The 21,279-nt window shown below is 70.9% G+C and carries 19 protein-coding genes; 9 read left to right on the top strand and 10 right to left on the bottom strand.

Annotated features, from left to right (window positions below; translation table 11 throughout):
• Positions 1 to 9 precede the first annotated feature (9 nt).
• The 3 genes from ABZ848_RS24995 to ABZ848_RS24985 all read right to left on the bottom strand — a co-directional run bounded on the left by ABZ848_RS24995 (position 10) and on the right by ABZ848_RS24985 (position 3,341).
• The gene (locus ABZ848_RS24995) at positions 10 to 960 is read right to left on the bottom strand and encodes a sugar ABC transporter permease (protein ID WP_360835332.1); all 951 of its coding nucleotides are present in this window, start codon (positions 958 to 960) and stop codon (positions 10 to 12) included.
• A complete protein-coding gene (locus tag ABZ848_RS24990) occupies positions 960 to 2,246 on the bottom strand; it encodes an extracellular solute-binding protein (protein ID WP_360835330.1) in 1,287 nt (428 codons plus the stop codon). Before ABZ848_RS24990 ends, ABZ848_RS24995 begins: the two co-directional genes overlap by 1 nt.
• Positions 2,247 to 2,321: 75 nt before the next feature.
• The gene (locus ABZ848_RS24985; RefSeq protein WP_360835328.1) at positions 2,322 to 3,341 is read right to left on the bottom strand and encodes a carbohydrate kinase family protein; all 1,020 of its coding nucleotides are present in this window, start codon (positions 3,339 to 3,341) and stop codon (positions 2,322 to 2,324) included.
• Between the two features lie 128 nt (positions 3,342 to 3,469).
• Between ABZ848_RS24985 and ABZ848_RS24980 the strand changes: the two genes are divergently transcribed.
• The 5 genes from ABZ848_RS24980 to ABZ848_RS24960 all read left to right on the top strand — a co-directional run bounded on the left by ABZ848_RS24980 (position 3,470) and on the right by ABZ848_RS24960 (position 11,160).
• A complete protein-coding gene (locus ABZ848_RS24980; RefSeq protein WP_360835326.1) occupies positions 3,470 to 4,234 on the top strand; it encodes a DeoR/GlpR family DNA-binding transcription regulator in 765 nt (254 codons plus the stop codon).
• A gap of 148 nt (positions 4,235 to 4,382) precedes the next feature.
• Positions 4,383 to 5,720: a 6-phospho-beta-glucosidase gene (locus tag ABZ848_RS24975; RefSeq protein ID WP_360835324.1), complete on the top strand. Its 1,338-nt coding sequence runs from the start codon at positions 4,383 to 4,385 to the stop codon at positions 5,718 to 5,720.
• An 85-nt stretch (positions 5,721 to 5,805) separates the two neighbouring features.
• On the top strand, positions 5,806 to 8,847 hold the full coding sequence (locus tag ABZ848_RS24970; RefSeq protein ID WP_360835322.1) for a glycoside hydrolase family 38 C-terminal domain-containing protein: 3,042 nt from the start codon (positions 5,806 to 5,808) through the stop codon (positions 8,845 to 8,847).
• Between the two features lie 4 nt (positions 8,848 to 8,851).
• Positions 8,852 to 10,102: an alpha-L-fucosidase gene (locus ABZ848_RS24965; protein ID WP_360835320.1), complete on the top strand. Its 1,251-nt coding sequence runs from the start codon at positions 8,852 to 8,854 to the stop codon at positions 10,100 to 10,102.
• 167 nt (positions 10,103 to 10,269) lie between these two features.
• The gene (locus ABZ848_RS24960; RefSeq protein ID WP_360835318.1) at positions 10,270 to 11,160 is read left to right on the top strand and encodes a sulfotransferase; all 891 of its coding nucleotides are present in this window, start codon (positions 10,270 to 10,272) and stop codon (positions 11,158 to 11,160) included.
• A gap of 34 nt (positions 11,161 to 11,194) precedes the next feature.
• Here ABZ848_RS24960 and ABZ848_RS24955 read toward each other — a convergent pair whose 3' ends face one another.
• Positions 11,195 to 12,877 (bottom strand): carbohydrate binding domain-containing protein, encoded by a 1,683-nt coding sequence (locus ABZ848_RS24955; RefSeq protein WP_360835316.1) that lies wholly within the window; start codon positions 12,875 to 12,877, stop codon positions 11,195 to 11,197.
• Positions 12,878 to 13,015: 138 nt separating this feature from the next.
• A complete protein-coding gene (locus tag ABZ848_RS24950) occupies positions 13,016 to 14,149 on the bottom strand; it encodes an ATP-grasp domain-containing protein (protein ID WP_360835314.1) in 1,134 nt (377 codons plus the stop codon).
• Positions 14,150 to 14,434: 285 nt separating this feature from the next.
• On the opposite strand from ABZ848_RS24950, the gene ABZ848_RS24945 reads away from it, so the two are divergent.
• Both ABZ848_RS24945 and ABZ848_RS24940 read left to right on the top strand, forming a co-directional pair.
• Positions 14,435 to 15,295, top strand: coding sequence for a metallophosphoesterase (locus ABZ848_RS24945; RefSeq protein ID WP_360835312.1), 861 nt, complete (start codon positions 14,435 to 14,437; stop codon positions 15,293 to 15,295).
• Entirely contained in the window at positions 15,292 to 15,978 is a 687-nt protein-coding gene (locus ABZ848_RS24940; protein WP_360835310.1) for a 4'-phosphopantetheinyl transferase superfamily protein, read from the top strand. The genes ABZ848_RS24945 and ABZ848_RS24940 overlap by 4 nt, the downstream gene beginning before the upstream one ends.
• A 12-nt stretch (positions 15,979 to 15,990) precedes the next feature.
• On the opposite strand, the gene ABZ848_RS24935 is transcribed toward ABZ848_RS24940, so the two are convergent.
• Positions 15,991 to 16,218, bottom strand: coding sequence for a hypothetical protein (locus ABZ848_RS24935; protein WP_360835308.1), 228 nt, complete (start codon positions 16,216 to 16,218; stop codon positions 15,991 to 15,993).
• 220 nt (positions 16,219 to 16,438) lie between these two features.
• On the opposite strand from ABZ848_RS24935, the gene ABZ848_RS24930 reads away from it, so the two are divergent.
• Positions 16,439 to 17,458 carry an alpha/beta hydrolase gene (locus ABZ848_RS24930; protein ID WP_360835306.1) on the top strand — a complete coding sequence of 340 codons (1,020 nt, stop codon included), beginning with the start codon at positions 16,439 to 16,441 and terminating at the stop codon, positions 17,456 to 17,458.
• A gap of 8 nt (positions 17,459 to 17,466) precedes the next feature.
• On the opposite strand, the gene ABZ848_RS24925 is transcribed toward ABZ848_RS24930, so the two are convergent.
• Both ABZ848_RS24925 and ABZ848_RS24920 read right to left on the bottom strand, forming a co-directional pair.
• Positions 17,467 to 17,997: a toxin-antitoxin system, toxin component gene (locus tag ABZ848_RS24925; protein WP_360835645.1), complete on the bottom strand. Its 531-nt coding sequence runs from the start codon at positions 17,995 to 17,997 to the stop codon at positions 17,467 to 17,469.
• 32 nt (positions 17,998 to 18,029) lie between these two features.
• Positions 18,030 to 18,683: a helix-turn-helix transcriptional regulator gene (locus tag ABZ848_RS24920; protein WP_360835304.1), complete on the bottom strand. Its 654-nt coding sequence runs from the start codon at positions 18,681 to 18,683 to the stop codon at positions 18,030 to 18,032.
• Positions 18,684 to 18,923: 240 nt separating this feature from the next.
• Here ABZ848_RS24920 and ABZ848_RS24915 point away from each other — a divergent pair, with 240 nt between their 5' ends.
• Entirely contained in the window at positions 18,924 to 19,586 is a 663-nt protein-coding gene (locus ABZ848_RS24915; RefSeq protein WP_360835302.1) for a hypothetical protein, read from the top strand.
• 51 nt (positions 19,587 to 19,637) lie between these two features.
• Here the strand turns inward: ABZ848_RS24915 and ABZ848_RS24910 are convergent, their stop codons facing one another.
• A complete protein-coding gene (locus ABZ848_RS24910) occupies positions 19,638 to 20,420 on the bottom strand; it encodes a cache domain-containing protein (RefSeq protein WP_360835300.1) in 783 nt (260 codons plus the stop codon).
• A gap of 38 nt (positions 20,421 to 20,458) precedes the next feature.
• Positions 20,459 to 21,199: a GntR family transcriptional regulator gene (locus ABZ848_RS24905; RefSeq protein WP_360835298.1), complete on the bottom strand. Its 741-nt coding sequence runs from the start codon at positions 21,197 to 21,199 to the stop codon at positions 20,459 to 20,461.
• Positions 21,200 to 21,279: the final 80 nt, after the last annotated feature.

The following is a 21,279-nucleotide window of genomic DNA, read 5'->3' as shown; positions in this document are numbered from 1 at the left end:
GGTCCCTTCCTACTCGCCCCGGCGCTGCACGAGGCGCCAGTTGATGATCGAGAAGAGCACGACGACCAGGAAGATGCCCCAGGCCACCGCGGCTCCGTACCCGAAGTCGTTGTTGTCGAAGGTCTGCTGGAAGAAGTAGAGGACCATGGTCTGGCCCGAGTGGCCCGGACCGCCCGCGAACGTCGAGTCGTTGGACGAGGTCTGGAGCAGCACCTGTGGTTCGGAGAAGCTCTGCAGGCCGGTGACCGTCGAGACGACGAGCACGAACAGCAGCGTGGGCCGCAGCAGCGGCAGCGTGATCCGGAAGAAGGTCTGGATCGGCCCGGCGCCGTCCATGCGCGCGGCCTCGTACAGGTCGCTCGGGATGGTCTGGAGGCCGGCGAGGAAGATGATGGCGTTGTAGCCGGTCCACTGCCAGGTCATCAGGGCCGCGATGGTGACCTTGATGCCCCAGGGCGTGTTCAGCCAGGCCACCTGGTCGAGTCCGACGCCGTGCAACACGGCGTTGATCACACCGTTGTTGGTGGAGAAGATCGAGCCGAAGACGATCGCGATCGCGACGACCGAGGTGACGTTCGGCAGGAAGTACGCGACGCGGTACAGGCCCTTGAAGCGGACCGCCGAGTTGAGCATCACGGCCGTGACCATCGCCAGGAAGATCATGGGGAAGGTGGCCAGCGCCCAGATGATGATCGTGTTGCCGATCGAGTTCCAGAAGTCGCTGTCGCTCAGCAGGTACTGGTACTGCGAGAGCCCGGCCCACTCCATCGAGCCGAGGCCGTCCCAGCGGTGGAAGGACAGGTAGAGCGAGAAGCCGACCGGGAAGAGGCCGAAGGCGAGGAAGATCAGATAGAAGGGCGAGATGGCGGCGTAGAGGTGCCAGTACTTGCGAAAGCCCGTTCTGGGCTTGGTGGTCGACGGTTGCGCCACCGCGGGCGGGGTCTGTTCCAGGACGGCCATCAGTAGCTCACCCCCAGGTGCTTCGCGATGCGACGGCACTTGCTCATGGCGTCACTCCAGGCCTTCTTCGGGTCCTTGCCGAGGACGCCGACGTTCTTGATCTCGTCCTTGAGGGGCTGCCCGAGCGCGATGTCGTACGGGCTGTTGTAGGCGACCACGATCTTCTGCGCGGCCGGCCCGAAGACGTCGGTGGTGACCTGGCCGCCGAAGAAGGGGTCGGGCTCCTGCATCTGCTTCAGGTCGTACGAGGCGGGAGTGGAGGGGAACAGGCCCGCGTCCACGTAACCCTGCGCCTGGTTGGCCGCGTTGAGGATCCAGGTGATGATCTCGAAGGCCTTCTCGGGCTCGCGGCACTCCTTGGTGATCGACAGGAACGAACCGCCGCTGTTGGCGGGCCGCACGGGCATCTGCGCCACCCGCCACCTGCCCTTGGTCTTCGGCACGCCGTTCTTGATGTCGAAGCTGGCCCAGGAGGCGTTGAGCTGGCACGGCAGCTTGCCGTCCTGGATGGCGGACAACTGGTCCGGGGTGCCGCTGACCAGGTCCGAGACGATCCCGCGCTGCTTGGCCTCCACGGCGAGCGCCCAGGCCCGGCGCACGTGTTCCTGGTCGCCGATGAAATGGCGGTCCTTGTCGACGTACCGCTTCGCGCCCTGCTGCACGACGTTCTCGAAGACGCCGTTGACGTCGGTGAGCAGCTTGGCCCCGGACACCCGCTTGCCCAACTGCACGCCCGCGTCGAAGAACTTCTCCCAGGTGTCGAGCTCCTTCGTCACGTCGTCGGGCTCGTACGGCAGCCCGGCCTTGCGGAAGACCTCGTACTGGTAGAAGTGCGCGACCGGCCCGCAGTCGATCGGGAAGCCGACCATCGTGCCGTCGTCGGCGATGCCCTGGTCCCACTTCCAGGACAGGTACTGGTCCTTGTACTTCTCCGCGCCCAGCGTCCTGAGGTCGATGAACTGGTCCGCGTTCGGGAGATACGCGGCCATGTCCTCGCCCTTGAGCCCCGCGATGTCGGGGATGCGGGCGCGACCGGTGATGGTGGTGATGAGCTTCGAGCGGTACTGGCCGCCGATCTGGATGGCCTCCAGGTCGACCGAACTGCCGTAGCGGGCCTTGGCGTTCTTCACGACGGTGTCGCTCAGACCGCCGCTCCAGTACCACAGGACCATGTTCCGGCCGGTGGAACCGGTCGGTACGGCACAGCCGGTCGCCAGGCCGCCGAGTGCCGCGGCGGCTGTACCGCCCAGGCCCGCGCGGAGCAGGCCTCTTCGTGAGAGCCGCACAGCTCCCACCGCCTTTCGGATCTTTTCGGGACGTGCATACGAGGGGCTTGTGGGGGAGGGGTGGTGCAGGGGGTTTCAGTGGGGGCGTGCGGGTGGGGTCACCGGGGCGTGGTGGACCGGCGGCCCGGGGTCCGGGGGCAGCCGGTCGGTCAGGAAGCCGTACGCGCGCCTGAGCTCGGGGTCGGTCAGCGAGCGCCACCAGCGGTCGACGCCGTACCAGCCGGGGGCGGCGAGCGCCCCGCCGTGCCGCTGGACGGAGAGGCCGGCGGCGAGGACCGCGAACCGCAGCCGTTCCTCCAGCGGCCAGCCGCCGAGCGAGGCCGCGACGAAGCTCGCGCCGAAGACGTCGCCGGCGCCCGTCGCGTCCAGGACGTCGACGTCGAGGGCCGGGACCTCCGCGTACTCGCCGGTCGTCTGGTCCACGGCCACCGCGCCGTCCCCGCCGCGGGTGACGACGGCCACCGGGACCAGCTCGGAGAGCGTGCCGAGGGCCGCGACCGCGCTGTCGGTGCGGGTGTAGGCCATCGCCTCGGTCTCGTTCGGGAGGAAGGCGTGGCACAGCTTCAGCTGGTCGAGGAGGTCGGTGGACCACTGCTGGGTGGGGTCCCAGCCGACGTCGGCGTAGATGTGCGTGCCGTTCGCGGCGGCCTTCGCGATCCACTCGCGCGGCTCGGCCTCGATGTGCACGAGCGCCGTGCGCGCCTCGGGCGGGTCGCCCATCAGCGCGTCCTGCGAGTACGGGGGCTCCTGGCCGTGGGTGACCAGGGCCCGGTCGTGGCCGGTGGCGATGGAGACGGTGACCGGGGTGGGCCAGCCGTCCGCGGTGCGGGAGAGCGAGAGGTCGATGCCCTCCTGGTCGCACAGGACGTCCCGGCAGTACTCGCCGTAGAAGTCGTCGCCGAAGACCGTGGCCAGCGAGGTGCCGAGGCCGAACCGGGACGCGGCCACCGCGAGGTTCGCGATGCCGCCGGGGCCGCAGCCCATGCCGCCCGTCCAGATCTCCTCGCCCGGCGTCGGCGGCTTCCCGAGCCCGGTGAGGACGAGGTCGTAGAAGAGCAGCCCGGTCAGGAGCACGTCGGGCCTGTCGTCGTCCACGCGCGCAGCCTCTCGTCAAAACTCGTCAATTTCGATGACCGGAATCGTGCGCCGCTCCGCACGATTGGTCAATACCTGAGCAGAACTGAGCATGGAAATGATTGAAGATGACGAGTAGTGTTCACGGCGTGCTGGCAGAACGACGACATCAACTCATCCTGCGGGCCCTGCGCTCGGGTGGCCCCGCGGCTGTGACCGACCTCTCCGAGCAGCTGGGTGTGAGCCCCGCCACGATCAGGCGCGACCTGGTCAAGCTGGAGGAGGACGGGCTGCTCACCCGGGTCCACGGCGGCGCGCGCGCCGAGGAGGGCGACCAGCCCTTCGCCGAGGTCGCCGAGGTCCGGGTGGCCGAGAAGGACGCGATAGCCGCGCGCGCGGCGGCCATGGTCCAGGACGGCCAGTCCGTGCTGCTCGACATCGGCACGACCGCCTACCGCCTGGCCCGTCAGCTGCACGGCCGCCGCCTCACGGTGATCACCAGCAACCTGGTGGTCTACGAGGAACTCGCCGACGACGAGGGCATCGAGCTGGTGCTGCTCGGCGGCATGGTCCGCCGCGAGTACCGCTCCCTGGTCGGCTTCCTCACCGAGGACAACCTGCGCCAGCTGCACGCGGACTGGCTCTTCCTCGGCACCAGTGGAGTGCGCCCCGGTGGGCAGGTGATGGACACGACGGTCGTCGAGGTGCCGGTCAAGCGCGCCATGATCAAGGCGAGCGACAAGGTCGTCCTCCTCGCCGACGCGGCGAAGTTCCCGGGTACGGGGATGGCGAAGGTCTGCGGTCCCGAGGACCTGGACGTGGTGGTCACGAACGCCCCGGCCGACCCGGCGACCCGCTCCTCCCTGGAGGAGGCGGGCGTCGAGGTGGTCCTGGCAGGAAAGGTGCAAGCTTGAAGGCTCCCCCTCGCGAGCGAAGGAGGCTCCCGGCTCACCCCGTGCGGACGGCCGTCCGCACGCACGCCGACTCCCCTCTCCCCGACCTGTTGCGCAGCAGCCCGTTCTCCCCCCAGCCTGAACGCCGGGGCGTCTTCGGAGGAACCCGGTGAAACTCACTATTCTCGGCGGCGGCGGTTTCCGCGTGCCGCTCGTGTACGGCGCCCTCCTGGGCGACCGCGGCGAAGGGCGCGTCACCCGTGTCGTCCTGCACGACCTCGACGCCGGCCGGCTCTCCGCGGTGACCCGGGTCCTCGCCGAGCAGGCCGCCCGTGTGCCGGACGCCCCCGAGGTGACCGCCACGACCGACCTCGACGAGGCCCTGCGCGGCGCCGACTTCGTCTTCTCCGCGATCCGCGTCGGCGGCCTGGAGGGCAGGGCGAACGACGAGCGCGTCGCCCTCGCCGAGGGCGTCCTCGGCCAGGAGACGGTCGGCGCCGGCGGCATCGCCTACGGCCTGCGCACGGTCCCGGTCGCCGTCGACATCGCCCGGCGGGTCGCCCGCCTCGCCCCCGACGCCTGGGTCATCAACTTCACCAACCCGGCCGGTCTCGTCACCGAGGCCATGTCCCGCCACCTCGGCGACCGCGTCATCGGTATCTGCGACTCCCCGGTCGGCCTCGGCCGCCGTATCGCCCGGGTCCTCGGCGGGAACCCCAAGGAAGCGTGGATCGACTACGTCGGCCTCAACCACCTCGGCTGGGTCCGCGGCCTGCGCATCGCCGGCCGGGACGAGCTGCCGCGGCTGCTCGCCGACCCCGACCTGCTCGGCTCCTTCGAGGAGGGCAAGCTCTTCGGCGTCGACTGGCTCCAGTCCCTCGGCGCGATCCCGAACGAGTACCTGCACTACTACTACTTCAACCGCGAGGCCGTCCGCGCCTACCAGCAGGCCGAGAAGACCCGCGGCGCCTTCCTGCGCGACCAGCAGGCGCACTTCTACGAGGAGATGCGCGACCCCGACGCCCAGGCCCTCGCCGCCTGGGACCGTACCCGCGCCGAGCGCGAGGCCACGTACATGGCCGAGAACCGGGAGACCGCCGGCGCCGGCGAGCGCGACGCCGACGACCTCTCCGGCGGCTACGAGAAGGTCGCCCTCGCCCTGATGCGGGCCATCGCCCGCGACGAGCGCACCACCCTGATCCTCAACGTCCGCAACCAGGGCACCCTGTCGGTCCTCGACACCGACGCCGTGATCGAGGTCCCCTGCCTGGTCGACGCCAACGGCGCCCACCCGGTCTCGGTCGCCCCGCTGCCCGACCACGCCACCGGCCTGGTCTGCGCGGTCAAGGCCGTCGAGCGCGAGGTGCTCGCCGCCGCCGAGTCCGGCTCCCGTACGACGGCCGTGAAGGCCTTCGCGCTGCACCCGCTGGTCGACTCCGTGAACGTGGCCCGCCGTCTGGTCGAGGGCTACAAGGCCGCCCACCCGGGCCTCGCCTACCTGAAGTAAGCTCCCGGCGGACGTCGGAAAGCGCTTTCCGCCCCTCCTTCCGCCCTCTAGCCGCCGCCCTCTCCGCCTCTTCCTGGAGACTTTCATGCACGACGAACGCCGCCGGATCGAGGAGCGCGCCGAGCGCCTCCACGACCAGCGCATCAAGCCCGCGATCTACGCGGCCACCACCCCCTTCACGGTCGAGGCCTGGCAGGCACCGGGCGAGCCGGTCTCCTTCGAGGAGGCCGCGGCCGCCCCGTACGAGCCCTTCGCGATGGACACCCCGTGGGGCCCGCCGTGGGGCACGACCTGGTTCCGGATGAGCGGGCAGGTGCCCGCCGAGTGGGCCGGCAAGCGCGTCGAGGCGGTCATCGACCTCGGCTTCGTCGGCGACTGGCCCGGCAACCAGGCCGAGGCCCTGGTCCACCTCACCGACGGCACCCCGCTGAAGGCGGTCAACCCGCTCAACCAGTACGTGCGTGTCGCCAACCCCGCGACGGGCGGGGAGCGGATCGACTACCTGGTCGAGGCGGCCTCCAACCCCGACATCCTCGCCAACAACTTCGCGGAGCCGACCCCGCTGGGCGATGTCCTCACCGCGGGCGACAAGCCGCTGTACACCTTCAAGCGCGCCGACCTCGCCGTCCTCGACGAGGAGGTCTGGCACCTCGACCTCGACCTCCAGGTGCTGCGCGAGCTGATGGTGGAGCTCGGCGAGCACGACCCGCGCCGGCACGAGATCATGCACGCGCTCGACCACGCCCTGGACCTGCTGGACCTGGACGACGTCCCGGGCTCGGCCGCCGCCGTCCGCGAGGCGCTGAAGCCGGTGCTGTCCAAGCCCGCCAACGCCAGCGCGCACATCATCTCCGGCGTCGGCCACGCGCACATCGACTCGGCGTGGCTGTGGCCCATCCGCGAGACCAAGCGCAAGACCTCCCGCACCTTCTCCAACGTCACGTCCCTGGCCGAGGAGTACGAGGAGTTCATCTTCGCCTGCTCGCAGGCCCAGCAGTACGAGTGGGTGCGCGACAACTACCCGCAGGTGTGGGCCCGCATCCAGGAGTCCGTGAAGAAGGGCCAGTGGGCGCCGGTCGGCGGCATGTGGGTGGAGGCCGACGGCAACCTGCCCGGCGGCGAGGCGGTCGCCCGCCAGCTCATCCACGGCAAGCGCTTCTTCATCGAGCACTTCGGCATCGAGACCAAGGGCGTCTGGCTGCCGGACTCATTCGGCTACACCGCGGCCTACCCGCAGCTCGCCAAGCTGGCCGGCAACGAGTGGTTCCTCACCCAGAAGATCTCCTGGAACCAGACCAACAAGTTCCCCCACCACACCTTCTGGTGGGAGGGCATCGACGGCACCCGCATCTTCACCCACTTCCCGCCGGTCGACACCTACAACGCCCGCTTCAGCGGCGAGGAGATGTCCCGCGCGGTCCGCAACTACGCGGAGAAGGGCGGCGCCACCCGCTCGCTGGCCCCCTTCGGCTGGGGCGACGGCGGTGGCGGACCCACCCGCGAGATCATGGAACGGGCGCGCAGGCTCGCCGACCTGGAGGGTTCGCCCAAGGTCGTCGTCGAGCACCCGGACGACTTCTTCGCCAAGGCCCGCGAGGAGTACCCGGACGCCCCGGTCTGGGTCGGCGAGCTCTACCTGGAGCTGCACCGCGCCACCTACACCTCGCAGGCCCGCACCAAGCAGGGCAACCGGCGCAGCGAACACAAGCTGCGCGAGGCGGAGTTGTGGGCGACGACGGCCGCACTGCACGCGCCGGGCTACACCTACCCGTACGAGAAGCTCGACCGCCTCTGGAAGACGGTCCTGCTGCACCAGTTCCACGACATCCTGCCGGGCTCGTCGATCGCCTGGGTGCACCGCGAGGCGGAGGCCGAATACGCGCGCGTGGCGAAGGAGCTGGAGGAGCTGACCGCGGAGGCGGTGGCAGCGCTGGGCGGCGGCACCACCCGCGTCTTCAACACCAGCCCCTTCGACCGCGCCGAGGTCATCCGTACGGCCACCGGTGTCCCGATGTTCGTCGAGGTGCCCGCGAACGGCAGCGCGGCCCTCGCCGCCGAGGCGGTGCCGACGCCGGTGACGGTGAGCGGCCGGGTCCTCGACAACGGCCTGGTCCGGGTCGAGGTGGCGGAGGACGGCACGCTCTCCTCGGTCTTCGACGTCCGCGCGAACCGCGAGGTCCTCGCCGACAAGGGCAACCTGCTCCGGCTGCACACCGACCTCCCGAACTACTGGGACGCCTGGGACGTCGACAAGCACTACAAGAACCGCTACACCGACCTGCTGGACGCCTCCGAGATCACGGTCGCCGACGAGGACCCGCTGCTCGGCTCGATCCGCGTCACGCGCTCCTTCGGCAAGGGCTCGAAGATCACCCAGACGATCACCCTGCGCGCGGGCAGCCCGCGGATCGACTTCGAGACGGACATCGACTGGCACGAGGCCGAGAAGTTCCTCAAGGCCGGCTTCCCGGTGGACATCCGCGCCCCGCACTCCTCCGCGGAGATCGCCTACGGCCACATCCAGCGGCCCACGCACACCAACACCAGCTGGGAGGCGGCCCGTTTCGAGGTCTCCGGCCACCGCTGGGTGCACCTCGCCGAGCCCGGCTACGGCGTCGCCGTCATCAACGACTCGACGTACGGCCACGACGTCTCCCGCACGGTCCGCGAGGACGGCGGTACGACCACCACGGTCCGCCTCAGCCTGGTCCGCGCCCCGCGCGTCCCGGACCCGGGGGCCGACCAGGGCCGCCACCGCTTCACCTACTCGCTGCTGCCCGGCGCGAGCATCGAGGACGCGGTCGCCGAGGGCTACGCCCTCAACCTGCCTTTGCGGGTGGCCGATTCGGCGGGCGCGCCCGAGCCGGTCGTCTCCGTGGACGGCCAGGGCCTGACCGTGGAGGCGGTCAAGCTCGCGGACGACGCCTCGGGCGATGTCGTCGTACGGCTCTACGAGTCCAGTGGCGGCCGCGCGACCGGCGTCCTGCGCACGGGCTTCGCGCTCGCCGGCGCCCAGGTGACCGACCTGCTGGAGCGCCCGCTGGAGGACGCGGAGCTCGTCGACGGCGGAGTCCGCGTCGAGCTGCGGCCCTTCCAGATCCTGACGCTCCGGCTGCGCAGGGGCTGACCCCATGGCGATGCAATCCTGGTTCACCGACGCCAAGTTGGGGATCTTCGTGCACTGGGGCATCTACGCCGTCGACGGCGTCCAGGAGTCCTGGTCGTTCTACGACGACATCGTGCCGCACGACCAGTACATGTCCCAGCTGGAGCGCTTCACCGGCGCCAACTACGACCCGAAGGCCTGGGCGGACCTTTTCGCCCGGGCGGGCGCCAAGTACGCGGTGCTGACGACCCGTCACCATGACGGTGTGGCCCTGTGGGACACCGGGTACGGCGACCTCAACCTCGGCAAGGACTACCTCGGCCCCTACGCCGAGGCCTTGCGGGAGAAGGACCTCAAGGTCGGCTTCTACTACTCCCACTCCGACTGGAACCACCCCGACTACGCCTCCACGCGCAAGCCGGGCCGCCCGCCGGAGCAGGAGGACAACCGCTACTCGGAGGTGGCGGCCGAGGACGAGGACCTGGAGGCCTGGGAGCGGTTCATCGCCTACCGGGACGGCCAGATCAGGGAGCTGGCCTCCCGCTACCGGCCCGACCTGATGTGGTTCGACGGCGAGTGGGACCGCAGCGAGGAGCAGTGGCGCATCCCCGAACTCGCCGCGCTCATCCGCTCGTCCGTGCCGGACGTGGTGTTCAACGCCCGCATGCTCAGCGAGGGCGACTACGCCACCCCCGAGCAGGGCGCCCCCATCGTGCCGCCGGACGGCCCCTGGGAGCTGTGCCTGACGATCAACGACTCGTGGGGGTACCAGCACCACGACCACAACCACAAGTCGCTCGCCCAACTCGTCCGGTACTTCACCGAGACCATCGGCGGGGGCGGCAATCTGCTGCTCGACGTCGGCCCGATGGAGGACGGCACCATCCCGCAGCCGCAGGTCGAGCGCCTGGAAGGGCTCGGGGAGTGGATCCGCAAGCACGCGGAGGCCGTGTACGGGACGGTGCGCGGGCTGCCGGCCGGGCACCACTACGGGCCGAGCACCCTCTCCGCCGACCGGCGCACGCTCTACCTCACCCTGTTCGACATCCCGCGCGCCGAGATCGGGGTGCGGGGCCTGGCGACCAAGGTGCGCCGGGTGAGCGTGCTCGGCAGCGGCACGGAGCTCGCGCACCGGGTCGTCGGCGGCCTGCACGAGGCGGTCGGCGTGGTGTGGATCGACCCGCCGTCCCAGGAGGACCTGGACCCGTACGCCACGGTGCTCAAGGTCGAGCTGGACGGGGAGCTGGAGCTGTACCGCGGAGCGGGCCGGTTCTGAGGAGCCGCACAGGTCGGCCGATTCCCATCGAGAATTAAGAAAACGGTAAGTCCCCTGGTCGCGGCCCGGTTCCGGGCGGCCGCGACCAGGGGCGTTCTTTTCCCGGACACCTGGAGTTCGTCTTCTACCCCTGTGATGCGGCCGAAAGACGAGAGAAAGGTGCCAGCGTGCGTGAGCCGCGTATGTCCGCGATCGGCAAGGGACTCAAGCGCCGGGGGAGGCTCATGGCGCAGGCGGTGAGCCCCCCGCGCCGCACCCTGGACGCCGTACCGTCGCCGCGCACCGGCCGGACGCCGTCCGGCACGGCGAAGTCGTCGTACGCGGCCCCGCCCGCCCCGCGTCTCGTCGAGTCGCCGGTCTTCGTGCTGTCCTCCGTGCGCTCCGGCTCGACGCTGCTGCGGGTCCTGCTGAACAGCCACAGCCGCATCCGCGCCCCGCACGAGATGCATCTGCGCACCCTGCACGTGGACCTGTCCCGCTCGTTCACCGCGGCCGCCATGGAGGCGCTCGAACTCGACAGGGCCGAGCTGGAACACATGCTGTGGGACCGGGTGCTGCACCTGGAGCTCACCCGCAGCGGCAAGGACGTCATCGTCGACAAGACGCCGCCCAACACCCTCATCTGGCCTCGCCTGCACCGATGTTGGCCGAACGCCCGCTACATCCTGCTGCTGCGTCACCCGGGCGCGGTCATCGCCTCCCTGACCGACCGCCGCAAGGACCCCGACCACGAGGCCATCCGCGCCGAAGTCCTGCGCTACGCCGAGAAGCTGGAAGAGGCCCGGCAGAGCCTGGACGTCCACGTGGTCACCTACGAGGACCTCACCGCCGACCCCGAGGGCACGACCCGCGCCCTGTGCGCCTGTCTCGGCGTCGACTGGGAGCCCGCGATGCTCGACTACGGCTCCAAGGACCACGGCACCTTCCGCCCCCAGCTCGGCGACTGGTCCAGCACCATCAGGTCCGGCCGCGTCCAGCCCGCCCGCGCCGCCGACGAGACCGCCGAACTCCCGGCGCGCCTCGCGGAGTTGGCGAAGGCGTGGGGCTACCCGGTCTGAGCGGGCGACCCCACGCCTGTGTCCGTCGTACGGCTCAGCCGGTGAAGCCGGCCGTGATCGAGGTGAACTGCCAGTTGTTCTGGCTGATGCCGGAGCAGTTGCTCACCACGCCCCCGCCCGCGCACGGCCGGTCACGGTTGACCGACCAGAAGGCGAGCCGCGCGATGTGGTGGCTGTTGCTCCAGTCCTTGATCTGGGTCCAGATCGCCGGGGTCGTCGTCTCCTGCTGATCGGACAGCCCGTTCATGCCGGAGATGCCGATGTGGGAGTACGCGGTGGCGTCGTCCCACCCGAACGTCGACTTCAGCTTGGTCTTCAGCCCCTCGGCCGCGTTCACGGTGTTGCCGTACATGTCCGAGCCGCCGCCGAAGTCGAACGGCATGATGGTGAAGACGTCGATGTTGGCACCGAGCGACTGGGCCTGCTCGATGAGCCGGTTGCCGTAGTACGTCGGACCGGTGGTGGACGTGCCGAAGGTGACGATGGTCTTCAGGCCGGGGTTGTTGGCCTTGACCGTCTTCAGCGCGGTCAGGATCTTCGCCTGCACGGCCTCGTTCTCGAACTCGTCCGTGTTCTCGATGTCCATGTCGATCGCCTTGAGCGAGTAGGCGTCGATCACCTTCTGCAGGGCACCCGCGAGCGCGCTCGCGGAGGAGCAGTTGGCCCCGAGCTTGCTGCCCTGCCAGCCGCCGAACGAGGGCACGATGTCACCGCCGGCCGACCGGATCTGGTTGATGGCGGTCTGGTCGACTCCGCCGGTCAGCGCCCGGCTGCCGTCCCAGGCGGGCGTGCAGCCGCCGGAGTCCAGCACGAAGGCCATCGTGAACCACTTGATGCCGGTGGCGCTCATCACGGTGCTGGGGCTCGGCGGATCGCCCCAGCCCTCGTACAGATAGGGCGCGGCCTGCTTGAACCCGCTGCTGCCGCTGCCCGCATCGGTCGTCACGGACACGGAGCCCGAGGCCCCGGAGGTGTTCCCGGCCGCGTCCCGCGCCTTCACCGTGAAGGTGTAGGCGGTGCTCGGCGAGAGGCCGCTGACCGTGGCGGACGTACCGGAGACGCTGAGCACGTTGTTGGAGCCGCTGTAGATGTCGTACGCCGTGACACCCACGTTGTCCGTGGAGGCGTTCCACTGCAGCGAGACGCTGGACGAGGTCTTGCCGGTGGAGGTCAGGCCGCTGGGTGTGGTGGGCGCCTGGGTGTCGGAGCCGCCACCGCCGCCGGGCCCGTCGAGGCTGATGTCGTCGGCCCAGTAGGTCCCCTGGGCGTACCAGCCGTGGACGTAGATGGTGGCGCTGGTCTGGGAGGCGCCGGTCGTGAAGGACACGGTCAGCTGGCTGTAGGCCGAGGGGGAGGTGGTCCAGGTGGACGCGCCCCCGTTCACCCCGAGGTACACGTACGAGCCGCGCACCCAGCCGCTGAGCGAGTAGGTGGTGTTGGGCTGTACGGCGACGGTCTGGGTGCACTGGGCGTTGTCGCTCGAACTGGCCGCCCCCTGAAGGGCCTTGGACCCGCCGTGCACGGGCGAGGAGACGACCGAGCCGAGGTTCCCGGTACAGGTCCAGGGGGAGAGACTGCCCGATTCGAAGCCGGGGTTGGTCAGGATGTTGGCCGCCTGGGCGGTGCCCGGAAGGGCGATGGCTCCGGCAAGGGCGAGAGCGGCGGAGCCGAGCAGGGCAAGGAGCCGACGTCTGGAACGTCTGAGTGTGTTGCGCACGCGATCTCCCTGAAGGAATGGGGGTGTTCGGGAGTGCAGAGAGAAGTGCAGGGGTGCGTAACACAAGTTGGTATGGACCAATCCGCCTGTCAAGGAGAACGACGGAATTGGTCCATACCGGTGAGTGAAATGTCTTTCCTAAAGGGGCAGTACCTGGGCCGCCACCTCGACGGAGTCGACCGGTGCCGGTGTCGGAACCGCCGGGAGCAGCGGCTCCGTGGCCTCCTCCGTGCGCTGCTGCGGCAGCGACACCGCCCGCAGCGGCCGCGGTCCGGAGACCACCGTGTAGTCCTGCCCGAGGAACGGCGGGACCATCTCCCCGGGATCCTCCCCGAGCGCCAACTGCACTGCCGCCCAAGGCGCGTTGACCCCGCACAGCGACAGCTGGTGCAGCCCGCCCGCGGGCCGCGTGTTGACGTCCATCAGCACCGGGGTGTCCCCGAACATCCGGAACTGGATGTTGGACAGGTAGTGCAGCCCGAACCCTTCGGCGATCCGCCGCGCCGGCTCCAGCCACTGCTCGTGCAGCGTGAACCCGCGCCGCCGCCCGTTCTTCGTCCGCCCCACGGCCAGCCGCAGCCGGTTGTCGGGCCCGGTCAGGCAGTCAACCGACACCTCCGGCTGCTCCAGCCGCGGCATCACGATCCAGTCGACCGGCTCGTCGCTCTCCTTCAGCGCCGTCAGCACCAGGTCCATCGGCACGTACGGGCTCGGGAAACCGTTGAGGTGCATCATCGAGAAGGGCGCACGCGTGATCACCCGGAAGCCCACACCGCCCGCGCCGGACGCCGGCTTGAAGCACGCCTTGTGCCCTCCGGCCTCCAACTCCTCGACGGCGGCGACGAGTTCGTCGGCGGACCGCACCCGCCACCACGGCGGCACCGGCACCCCGATGGCCTGCACGGCCTCGTAGGCGATCACCTTGTCCTCGAAGACGGCGACGCCCTCCGGCGGCGGCGCGAGCAGCGCCGTACCGACGGCCTCGAACTCCGCGCGGTGCGCCACGATCGCCGACTGGTGCAGCCGCGGCACGAACACGTCGATGCGGCGCCGCTCGCACTGGGCGAGCGCGAACTCCACGTAGGCGGCCGGGGAAAGACCCTCCGGCTCCAGCTCTGCGGTGTCGGCGGCGGCCAGCACGGGTGAGTCGGCGTCCCCGTGCGTCGCATGGATCTCCACCGCCCGATCGCTGGGATTTCGGCGTAGCTGATCCATGAAGAACACGTTCTCCGCGTACGTGCGGTTGAGCCAGACGCGTACGCGAGAGACCATGCAGGGCCGTCCTTTCAAGGTTCGCGGGCACGGCAAAGCAAGCCCGTGCCCGGGCAGGGGAGTTGGAGGGTCGCCAAAAAGCCCCTGTGGAGGGGAGCTCGTAGCGGTGGTGTTGGGGCGATCATACGGCTTTCGAGAGGCCCCGCGTGCAACGTGCGTGTTACGGATTCCCCGACATCCGGTGCCGGCCCTCCGCCGCCCGTCCGGTGCCGCCTTGTCCGGGCGGCACGGATATGTTGTCGTGGTGCCGATCGGGTGCGCGTGGGAGTGCGGAGGGGGCGACAGGTGACGTCGACGGCCGGTGGTGCCGGACGGCTGCTGGCCATCAGCGACCTCCACATCGGATACCCCGAGAACCGCGCCCTCGTCGAGGCGATGCGCCCCGAGACCGACGAGGACTGGCTGCTCGTCGCCGGCGACGTCGCGGAGACCGTGTCCGACATCCGGTGGGCCCTGAAGACCCTCGCGAGCCGCTTCGCCAAGGTGGTCTGGGTGCCGGGCAACCACGAGCTGTGGACCCACCCCAGGGACCCCGTCACCCTGCGCGGGGTCGCCCGCTACGAGCACCTCGTCGACATGTGCCGCGACCTGGGAGTCCTCACCCCCGAGGACCCCTACCCGGTCTGGGACGGCCCCGGCGGCCCGGTGGCCGTCGCCCCGCTCTTCCTCCTCTACGACTACTCGTTCCTGCCGTCCGGCTGTGTCACCAAGGCGCAGGGGCTGGAGTACGCGCACGGCACCGGGATCGTGTGCAACGACGAGTTCCTGCTGCACCCGGACCCCTACCCGTCCCGCGAGTCCTGGTGCCGGGCCCGGGTCGCCGAGACCGAGCGCAGGCTCGCCGCGCTGCCCGCGGACCTGCCGACCGTCCTCGTCAACCACTACCCGCTGGACCGGCACCCCTGCGACGTCCTGTGGCACCCCGAGTTCGCCATGTGGTGCGGCACCGGACTGACCGCCGACTGGCACCGCCGCTTCCGCGTGGAGACCATGGTCTACGGCCATCTCCACATCCCGCGGACCACCTGGCACGAGGGCGTCCGCTTCGAGGAGGTGTCCGTCGGCTACCCGCGCGAGTGGAGCAAGCGCCCGCAGCCGCCGGGAAGACTGCGCCGCATCCTGCCGAAGGAGGTCGGGGACGGGTGATCGAGGAGCTGCTGCCGCACGAGGTGGTGGCCGTGGAGGTGCACGGCGACGACGGGACCGAGCCCGCGCCGCTGTACCCCGAGGAGGCCGAGGTCGTCGCGCGGGCCGTGGAGAAGCGGCGCCGCGAGTTCGCCCTCGTGCGCGCCTGCGCCCGCCGCGCCATGGAGAAGCTCGGCGTGCCCCCGCAGCCCCTGCTGCCCGGCGAGCGCGGCGCACCCGGCTGGCCCGCCGGCCTGGCCGGCAGCATGACCCACTGCGACGGCTACTGCGCCGCCGCCCTGGTCCGCACCCGTGACCTGGCCTCCCTCGGCATCGACGCCGAACCCCACGGGCCGCTCCCGGAGGGCGTCCTGGACGCCGTGTCCCTGCCCGCCGAGGGCGCGCGCCTGCGCCGGCTGACCGTGGACCACCCCGAGGTGCACTGGGACCGGCTGCTGTTCAGCGCCAAGGAGTCGGTCTACAAGGCGTGGTTCCCGCTCACCGGCCAGTGGCTGGAGTTCACCGAGGCCGACATCGAGGTCACGGTCGACCCCGGCGAGCGCCTGCACGGCGCCTTCCGGGCCGAGCTCCTGGTCCCGGGCCCGGTCGTGGGCGGCCGTCGGCTCGGCCGCTTCGAGGGCCGCTGGACGGTCCAGCGGGGGCTGGTGGCGACGGCGGTCACCGTGCCGCACACCACCACCTGACCCCACCGGGCGTCACGGCTCCGGGCACCAGCTCTGCAGCAGCCGGAAGAACTCCTCCTCGTTCCCCGTCAGGCCCGCCGCGGCCAGCGCCTGGTCCGCCTCCGCCAGCACGGCGGGCGGCACGACGGGTGGTCGGGCGTCTCCCGGCGGACCGTCGAAGGCGGCTCGTACGGTGTGCAAAAGGCGCAGGTAGGCCTGTACGGCGGTGCGCTCGCGGTCGGTCAGTACGGCTGTCGGCATCGGTCGGCTCTCCCCGCGTCGGCTGGTCGGTCACGCCCCGCACAGAGGGGCGCAACTCCAGCTTGCCGTCCACCACTGACAATCGGGTCCGGGCACCGGCCCTTTCGCCCGCTTAGCGGAGGCGAAACGTCCTCGAAATCCCTTGTGGGAAAGCCGTCCTACGCTGGAGGGCAAGGGCTTTCGGCAGCTGCCGAGCGGCCGAGGAAGGGGTGAGGCGAGCGTGGTCGAAGGACCTCGACGGCGCCCGGTGCGCGCGGTGCGGCTGCGCCCGGTGGCCGACGGCGAACTGGAGTTGCAGTACCGCGTGGTGCACGGCTACCGGCGCGCGTTCCGCATGGCCGGCGAGGGCCCCGCGCTGGTCCTCATCCACGGCATCGGCGACTCGTCCGCGACCTGGGCCGAGCTGATCCCCGACCTCGCCCGCACGCACACCGTCATCGCCCCCGACCTGCTCGGCCACGGCCACTCCGACAAGCCGCGCGCCGACTACTCGGTGGCCGCCTACGCCAACGGCGTGCGGGACCTGCTCACCACGCTCGGCATCGAGTCGGCCACACTGGTCGGGCACTCGCTGGGCGGGGGCGTGGCCATGCAGTTCGCGTACCAGTTCCCCGAGCGCACCGAGCGGCTCATCCTGGTCAGCGCGGGCGGCGTGGGACGCGAGGTGAATCCCGTGCTGCGCCTGGTGTCGCTGCCCGGGGCCCATCTCATGCTGTCCTCGCTGCGGTTGCCGGGGATGCGGATGCAGGTGGGGCTCGCGGTACGGCTGATGAAGTACCTCGACACCGACCTCGGCCAGGACGCCCCGGAGTTGGTCAACCTCGTGGACGCCCTGCCGGACGAGACCTGCCGCAACGCCTTCATCCGCACCCTGCGCGCCGTCGTCGACTGGCGTGGCCAGGTCGTCACCATGCTGGACCGCTGCTATCTGACCGAGGGCATGCCGACCATGCTGCTGTGGGGCGACCGGGACAGCGTGGTGCCGGTACGGCACGCGTTCGGGGCGCACGAGGCGATGCCGGGCAGCCGGCTGGAGATCTTCGAGGGGGCGGGCCACTTCCCGTTCCACACCGACCCGGCCCGCTTCGTCGCCCTGGTCGAGGAGTTCACGGCGACCACCGATCCCGCGGACTGGAGCCGGGAACACTGGCGCGACCTGCTCGTGGAAGGCCCCGACACGGACCGCACCCGAGCCGTGGAACGGGACCTGAGAGAGGCCAGCGAACGCAGCGCCACATGAGGGGACGGTCAGCCCTGCGGTCCCAGATACCCCAGCGACGCCTCGATACGGCCCGCCAGATGATCGCGCGGCACCGGGCCCCGCTGCCCCGAACCAGCAAGCCAGGTACGGCACTTGCTCGCCAGAAGCAGACCGAAGGCCTCGGCCTCCTTCTCCTCGGCCAGGTCGAAGTGGGTGCGCGCGGCCACCGTACGGACCGTGGCCCGCAGATCGGCCTCGTCGTCCAGGAGCCGGGCCGCCACCTTCGTACCCTCGACGTGGTGGCCGCGGTGGCCGGCCTGCATGTGCCACAGCTCGTGGCCCAGGATCACCAACTGGTGGTCGGGGGCGGTGCGTTCCTCGATCACCACGAGGTCCTGGTCGGCCATGTCCAGCCACAGGCCGCTCGCCGTGTCCGGCGGGAAGGCGGCCGTGCGGAAGTGCACCGGGCGGGCGCGGCGCCGGCTCATGGCCGCGCACAGGGCGCCGTACAGGTCCGTGGGCGCGGCCGGTACCGGGAGCGTGAGCTCCGCGACCAACTCGCCGCACAGGCGGCGCATTTCCCTGCCGATGCCCACAGTTCTCCCCCGGCTCACGACTCGGGCCGCTTGACGCTCTCCAGGAGCATGTCCAGCCACTCCGCCACCTTGTCGCGGTGCTGGTCGGTGGGCAGCTGGGCGGCCCGCCAGGCGATGCCCCGGACGCCGTGGTCCTGCAGCAGCTTCTCCAGCGGGTCCTCGGCCGCCCCGGCCTCCTCCCGCTCGGCGAGCTTCTGCAGCAGCTCCTGCTCGGTGCTCTGCAGGGTGCCGGTGAGGGCCTCGGGGTCCTCGGCGGTCAGGAAGCCCGCGTGCACGCGGAAGAAGCGCTGGATGGCGTCGCAGTGCTCCATCGTGGGCCGGCGGTCGCCGTTGATCAGCGCGCCCGCCTGCTGGCGGGACATGCCCGCGCCGTCGGCGATCTCCTGCTGCGTGTACTTGCGGCCGTTGGGCTTCAGCCGAGTGCGCCGGAGCAGGTCCAGGCGCTGCAGGAAGCGGGCCTGGACATCGGGCTCACCGGCGGGACGGCCGCGCAGGAGCGCCTTGACGACCGGTTCCGGGACGCCCGAGGCGGCCGACAGCCGGGCCGTGTCGAAGACCTCCGCGTGCGGCACGCCGAGGCGGTCGGCGAGCGCGGTGACGCGAGCGACGACGGCCGACAGCGCGGCGGGCGTCGCCGTGGTGCCCGGACTCTCGAAGCCATCCGTCACCGACAGATCTCCTACGTGTCTCACAGGCCTACGTATCTCACAGGCTTCTCACAAGCGGTTGCCGTGAACTCGACGGAGATTACCGGTTGGTTCGAACTCACATCCAGACGTCGCCACAACTGTGGCCAATTTCAGCCGTCAACAGGCACGGAATGCCACGATAGTTGACACAACTCGCGTCCGGGCCGCAGGATCAAGGCGCCGCGTGAAGGCCGCATAGGCAAGAGGGGTGACCTCCCGATGGCGTTTCAGGCAGGAGGGCAGCGACCGGCACCGCGGCCCGTCCCCGAGAGTCCCGAGGCCCAGGCGTATCTGCAGGACTACGCCACCCTTCTGGAGGCCGTCCCCTTCCCGTCCGTCGTCGTCGACCACCGCTGGGACGTCGTTCTCTCCAACAACGCTTTCGCGTCACTTTTCCGTACGGTCGGACCTCATCCCACGGCCATGCCCGGCGAGAACTTCCTCAGGTTCGTCCTCTTCCACCCGGACGCGGGGACCGTGCTCGGCGAGCACGAGTCGAGCTGGTGCCTGCCGATGCTGGCCCACTTCGCCGCCGCCGTCGAGCGGTACGGCCACGACCACGGGCTGCAGGCCATCCGGCGGGAGATCGCCCAGGACCCGATCATGGAGGCCGCCTACCGGCAGGGCCTGCCGCACTGGATCCGGGTGATGGGCGAGCGCGCGGTGGAGCACGACGGCGCCGTACGGCCGCTGGTGCACCCCGATCCGCGGTGGGGCGCCACCGACTGCCGGGTCGTGGACGAGACGCCGCGGACGCTTCAGGACATGGGATACACGCGGATGACGCTGGTGATGCGGGAGGCCCGCCGCGAGCGGCCTCGGGCCCGCTCGGCACGCCTCGCGGGCTCGCACCTGAAGGTGGTGCCGGCCTCCGAGGCCTGACCTGGCCCCGCCGGCGTTCAGGTCGCCGACGGTGCCAAGTCAGCATGCCGGTCAGCGGGTTGCCGTGACGAGGACCAGCGGGACGCCCCGGCAGGGGATCAGCCGTGTCCCGTCGTGCCGGGCGGGCCGTCCCCGCTCCAGTACGGCGCCGAAGTCCGGTCCCTTGGTCAGCGAACCGGCGAGGTGCGCCGGATCGGCCGAGGCCGCCACCCGCCCACGGGCGTTGACCAGGTGGGCGCGTCCGGGCAGCCGGCGCAGCAGCGGCAGCGCGGCCGCCTCGAAGTGGCGCAGGTAGACGTCCGCCGCGGCCACCCCGGCGAACCGTCCCTCCACCTCGACCGGCGCGGAGAGGGTGAGGCTGTACTCGTCCGAGCAGAGGTAGTCGACGTACGGCCCGGCGACCGCCCGCTCACCGGTGTCGCGGGGCAGCGCGAACCAGTCCCAGTGCGTGTAGTCCGAGTACGCCGACTGGTTCGGATCCAGGTCGAGCAGCAGCGGCCGTACGCCGCCCTCCGCGGTGGTCTGCCACCACTCCAGCCACGCGGGTACGTCCGTCAGCAGCCCGGGCGCGGCGACGAAGCCGACGCCGGACACCAACTCCTGCCGGGCCAGCCGCAGATGGAGACCGGGGCGCAGCGCGGCGAGGTCCACGGTCGCGGGCCGGCGGTGTTCCGCGGCCACCCGCGCGAGCAGGGCCGCCGTATCGGCCCGGGTCTCGGCGACGGCCTCGAACACCGCCTCCAGGGCGCCGCCGACCTGGGCCGCCACCTGCTCCTCGACGGACGCGACGAGCGTCGTGGTCGCCGCGGGGACGAGGCCGGGGCTGCTGCGCATGGCGCCCTCCAGCGGACGGAACCGGGCGCGGCGCGGCTTCAGAGGGCGAGGCGCAGCGCGATCAGCCGTGCCGTCGACTCCTGGACGCACCGCTCGGCCAGCTCCCTGGCCGATGTGTGGGCCCCATCCTGCACGGCCGAGATTACGGACCGGTGACGGTCCGCCACCTCTTCACGATATTCGTCGTCCCCGAGCACAAGGCAGAGCAGCGCCCCGACCTCCGTCTGCAGGGCCACCTGTTCCCGGGTGAGCCGCGCCGACTGGGCCGCCGCGGCCAGCTCCACATGGAAGCGCCCGTACACCCGGCTGCGCGCCGCGGCGTCCTCGGCATGCGTCAACTCCTCGGCCGTACGCCGAAGTTGTACGAGGTCGTCCGGCTCCGTGCGCTCGGCGGCGAGGCGGGCCGCCGTACCGGACAGGGCGGCCCAGTGGTCGCCGAGGTCGCGCAGCTCCTCGGGGCTCCAGCCGCGCAGCCGGACCTTGAGGCGCTCCTCGCCGGGGACCTCCGGGAGGGAGACGAAGGAGCCGCCGCCGCGGCCCCGCCGGGTGGTGACCAGACCCTGCTGGCGCAGGGCCATCAGCGCCTCGCGCAGGGTCACGGTGGACACGCCCAGCTGGCCGGCCAGCTCGCTCTCGCCGGGCAGCTGCTCCCCGTCGGCGAGCAGGCCGAGCTCGATGGCGTCGCCGATGCGGCGGACCACCGCGTCGACGCGCGCGCGGTTGTCCACCGGGGTGAAGACGGCTCTGCGGGCGCCGCCGTTCATCTGCTGCTGCTTCACGGCCACCACCTTGTGCGTTGACTCAAGCTTTACCCTAAGGGGGCCTTGAGCTTTGAACTATGACTTCATATCTTTCCGTG

It is taken from the genome of Streptomyces sp. NPDC047081, from assembly GCF_040643775.1.
In the GTDB taxonomy this organism is placed as follows: Bacteria; Actinomycetota; Actinomycetes; order Streptomycetales; family Streptomycetaceae; genus Streptomyces.
This window is presented reverse-complemented; position numbering and strand designations above follow the sequence as displayed.

Coding starts and splice junctions, on each gene's coding strand:
- ABZ848_RS24915 (WP_360835302.1), top strand. CDS start 18,924: ATGGCGTTTCAGGCAGGAGGGCAGCGACCGGCACCGCGGCCCGTCCCC.
- ABZ848_RS24995 (WP_360835332.1), bottom strand. CDS start 960: ATGGCCGTCCTGGAACAGACCCCGCCCGCGGTGGCGCAACCGTCGACC.
- ABZ848_RS24950 (WP_360835314.1), bottom strand. CDS start 14,149: ATGGTCTCTCGCGTACGCGTCTGGCTCAACCGCACGTACGCGGAGAAC.
- ABZ848_RS24970 (WP_360835322.1), top strand. CDS start 5,806: ATGCACGACGAACGCCGCCGGATCGAGGAGCGCGCCGAGCGCCTCCAC.
- ABZ848_RS24935 (WP_360835308.1), bottom strand. CDS start 16,218: ATGCCGACAGCCGTACTGACCGACCGCGAGCGCACCGCCGTACAGGCC.
- ABZ848_RS24925 (WP_360835645.1), bottom strand. CDS start 17,997: ATGCGCCGCCTGTGCGGCGAGTTGGTCGCGGAGCTCACGCTCCCGGTA.
- ABZ848_RS24965 (WP_360835320.1), top strand. CDS start 8,852: ATGGCGATGCAATCCTGGTTCACCGACGCCAAGTTGGGGATCTTCGTG.
- ABZ848_RS24910 (WP_360835300.1), bottom strand. CDS start 20,420: ATGCGCAGCAGCCCCGGCCTCGTCCCCGCGGCGACCACGACGCTCGTC.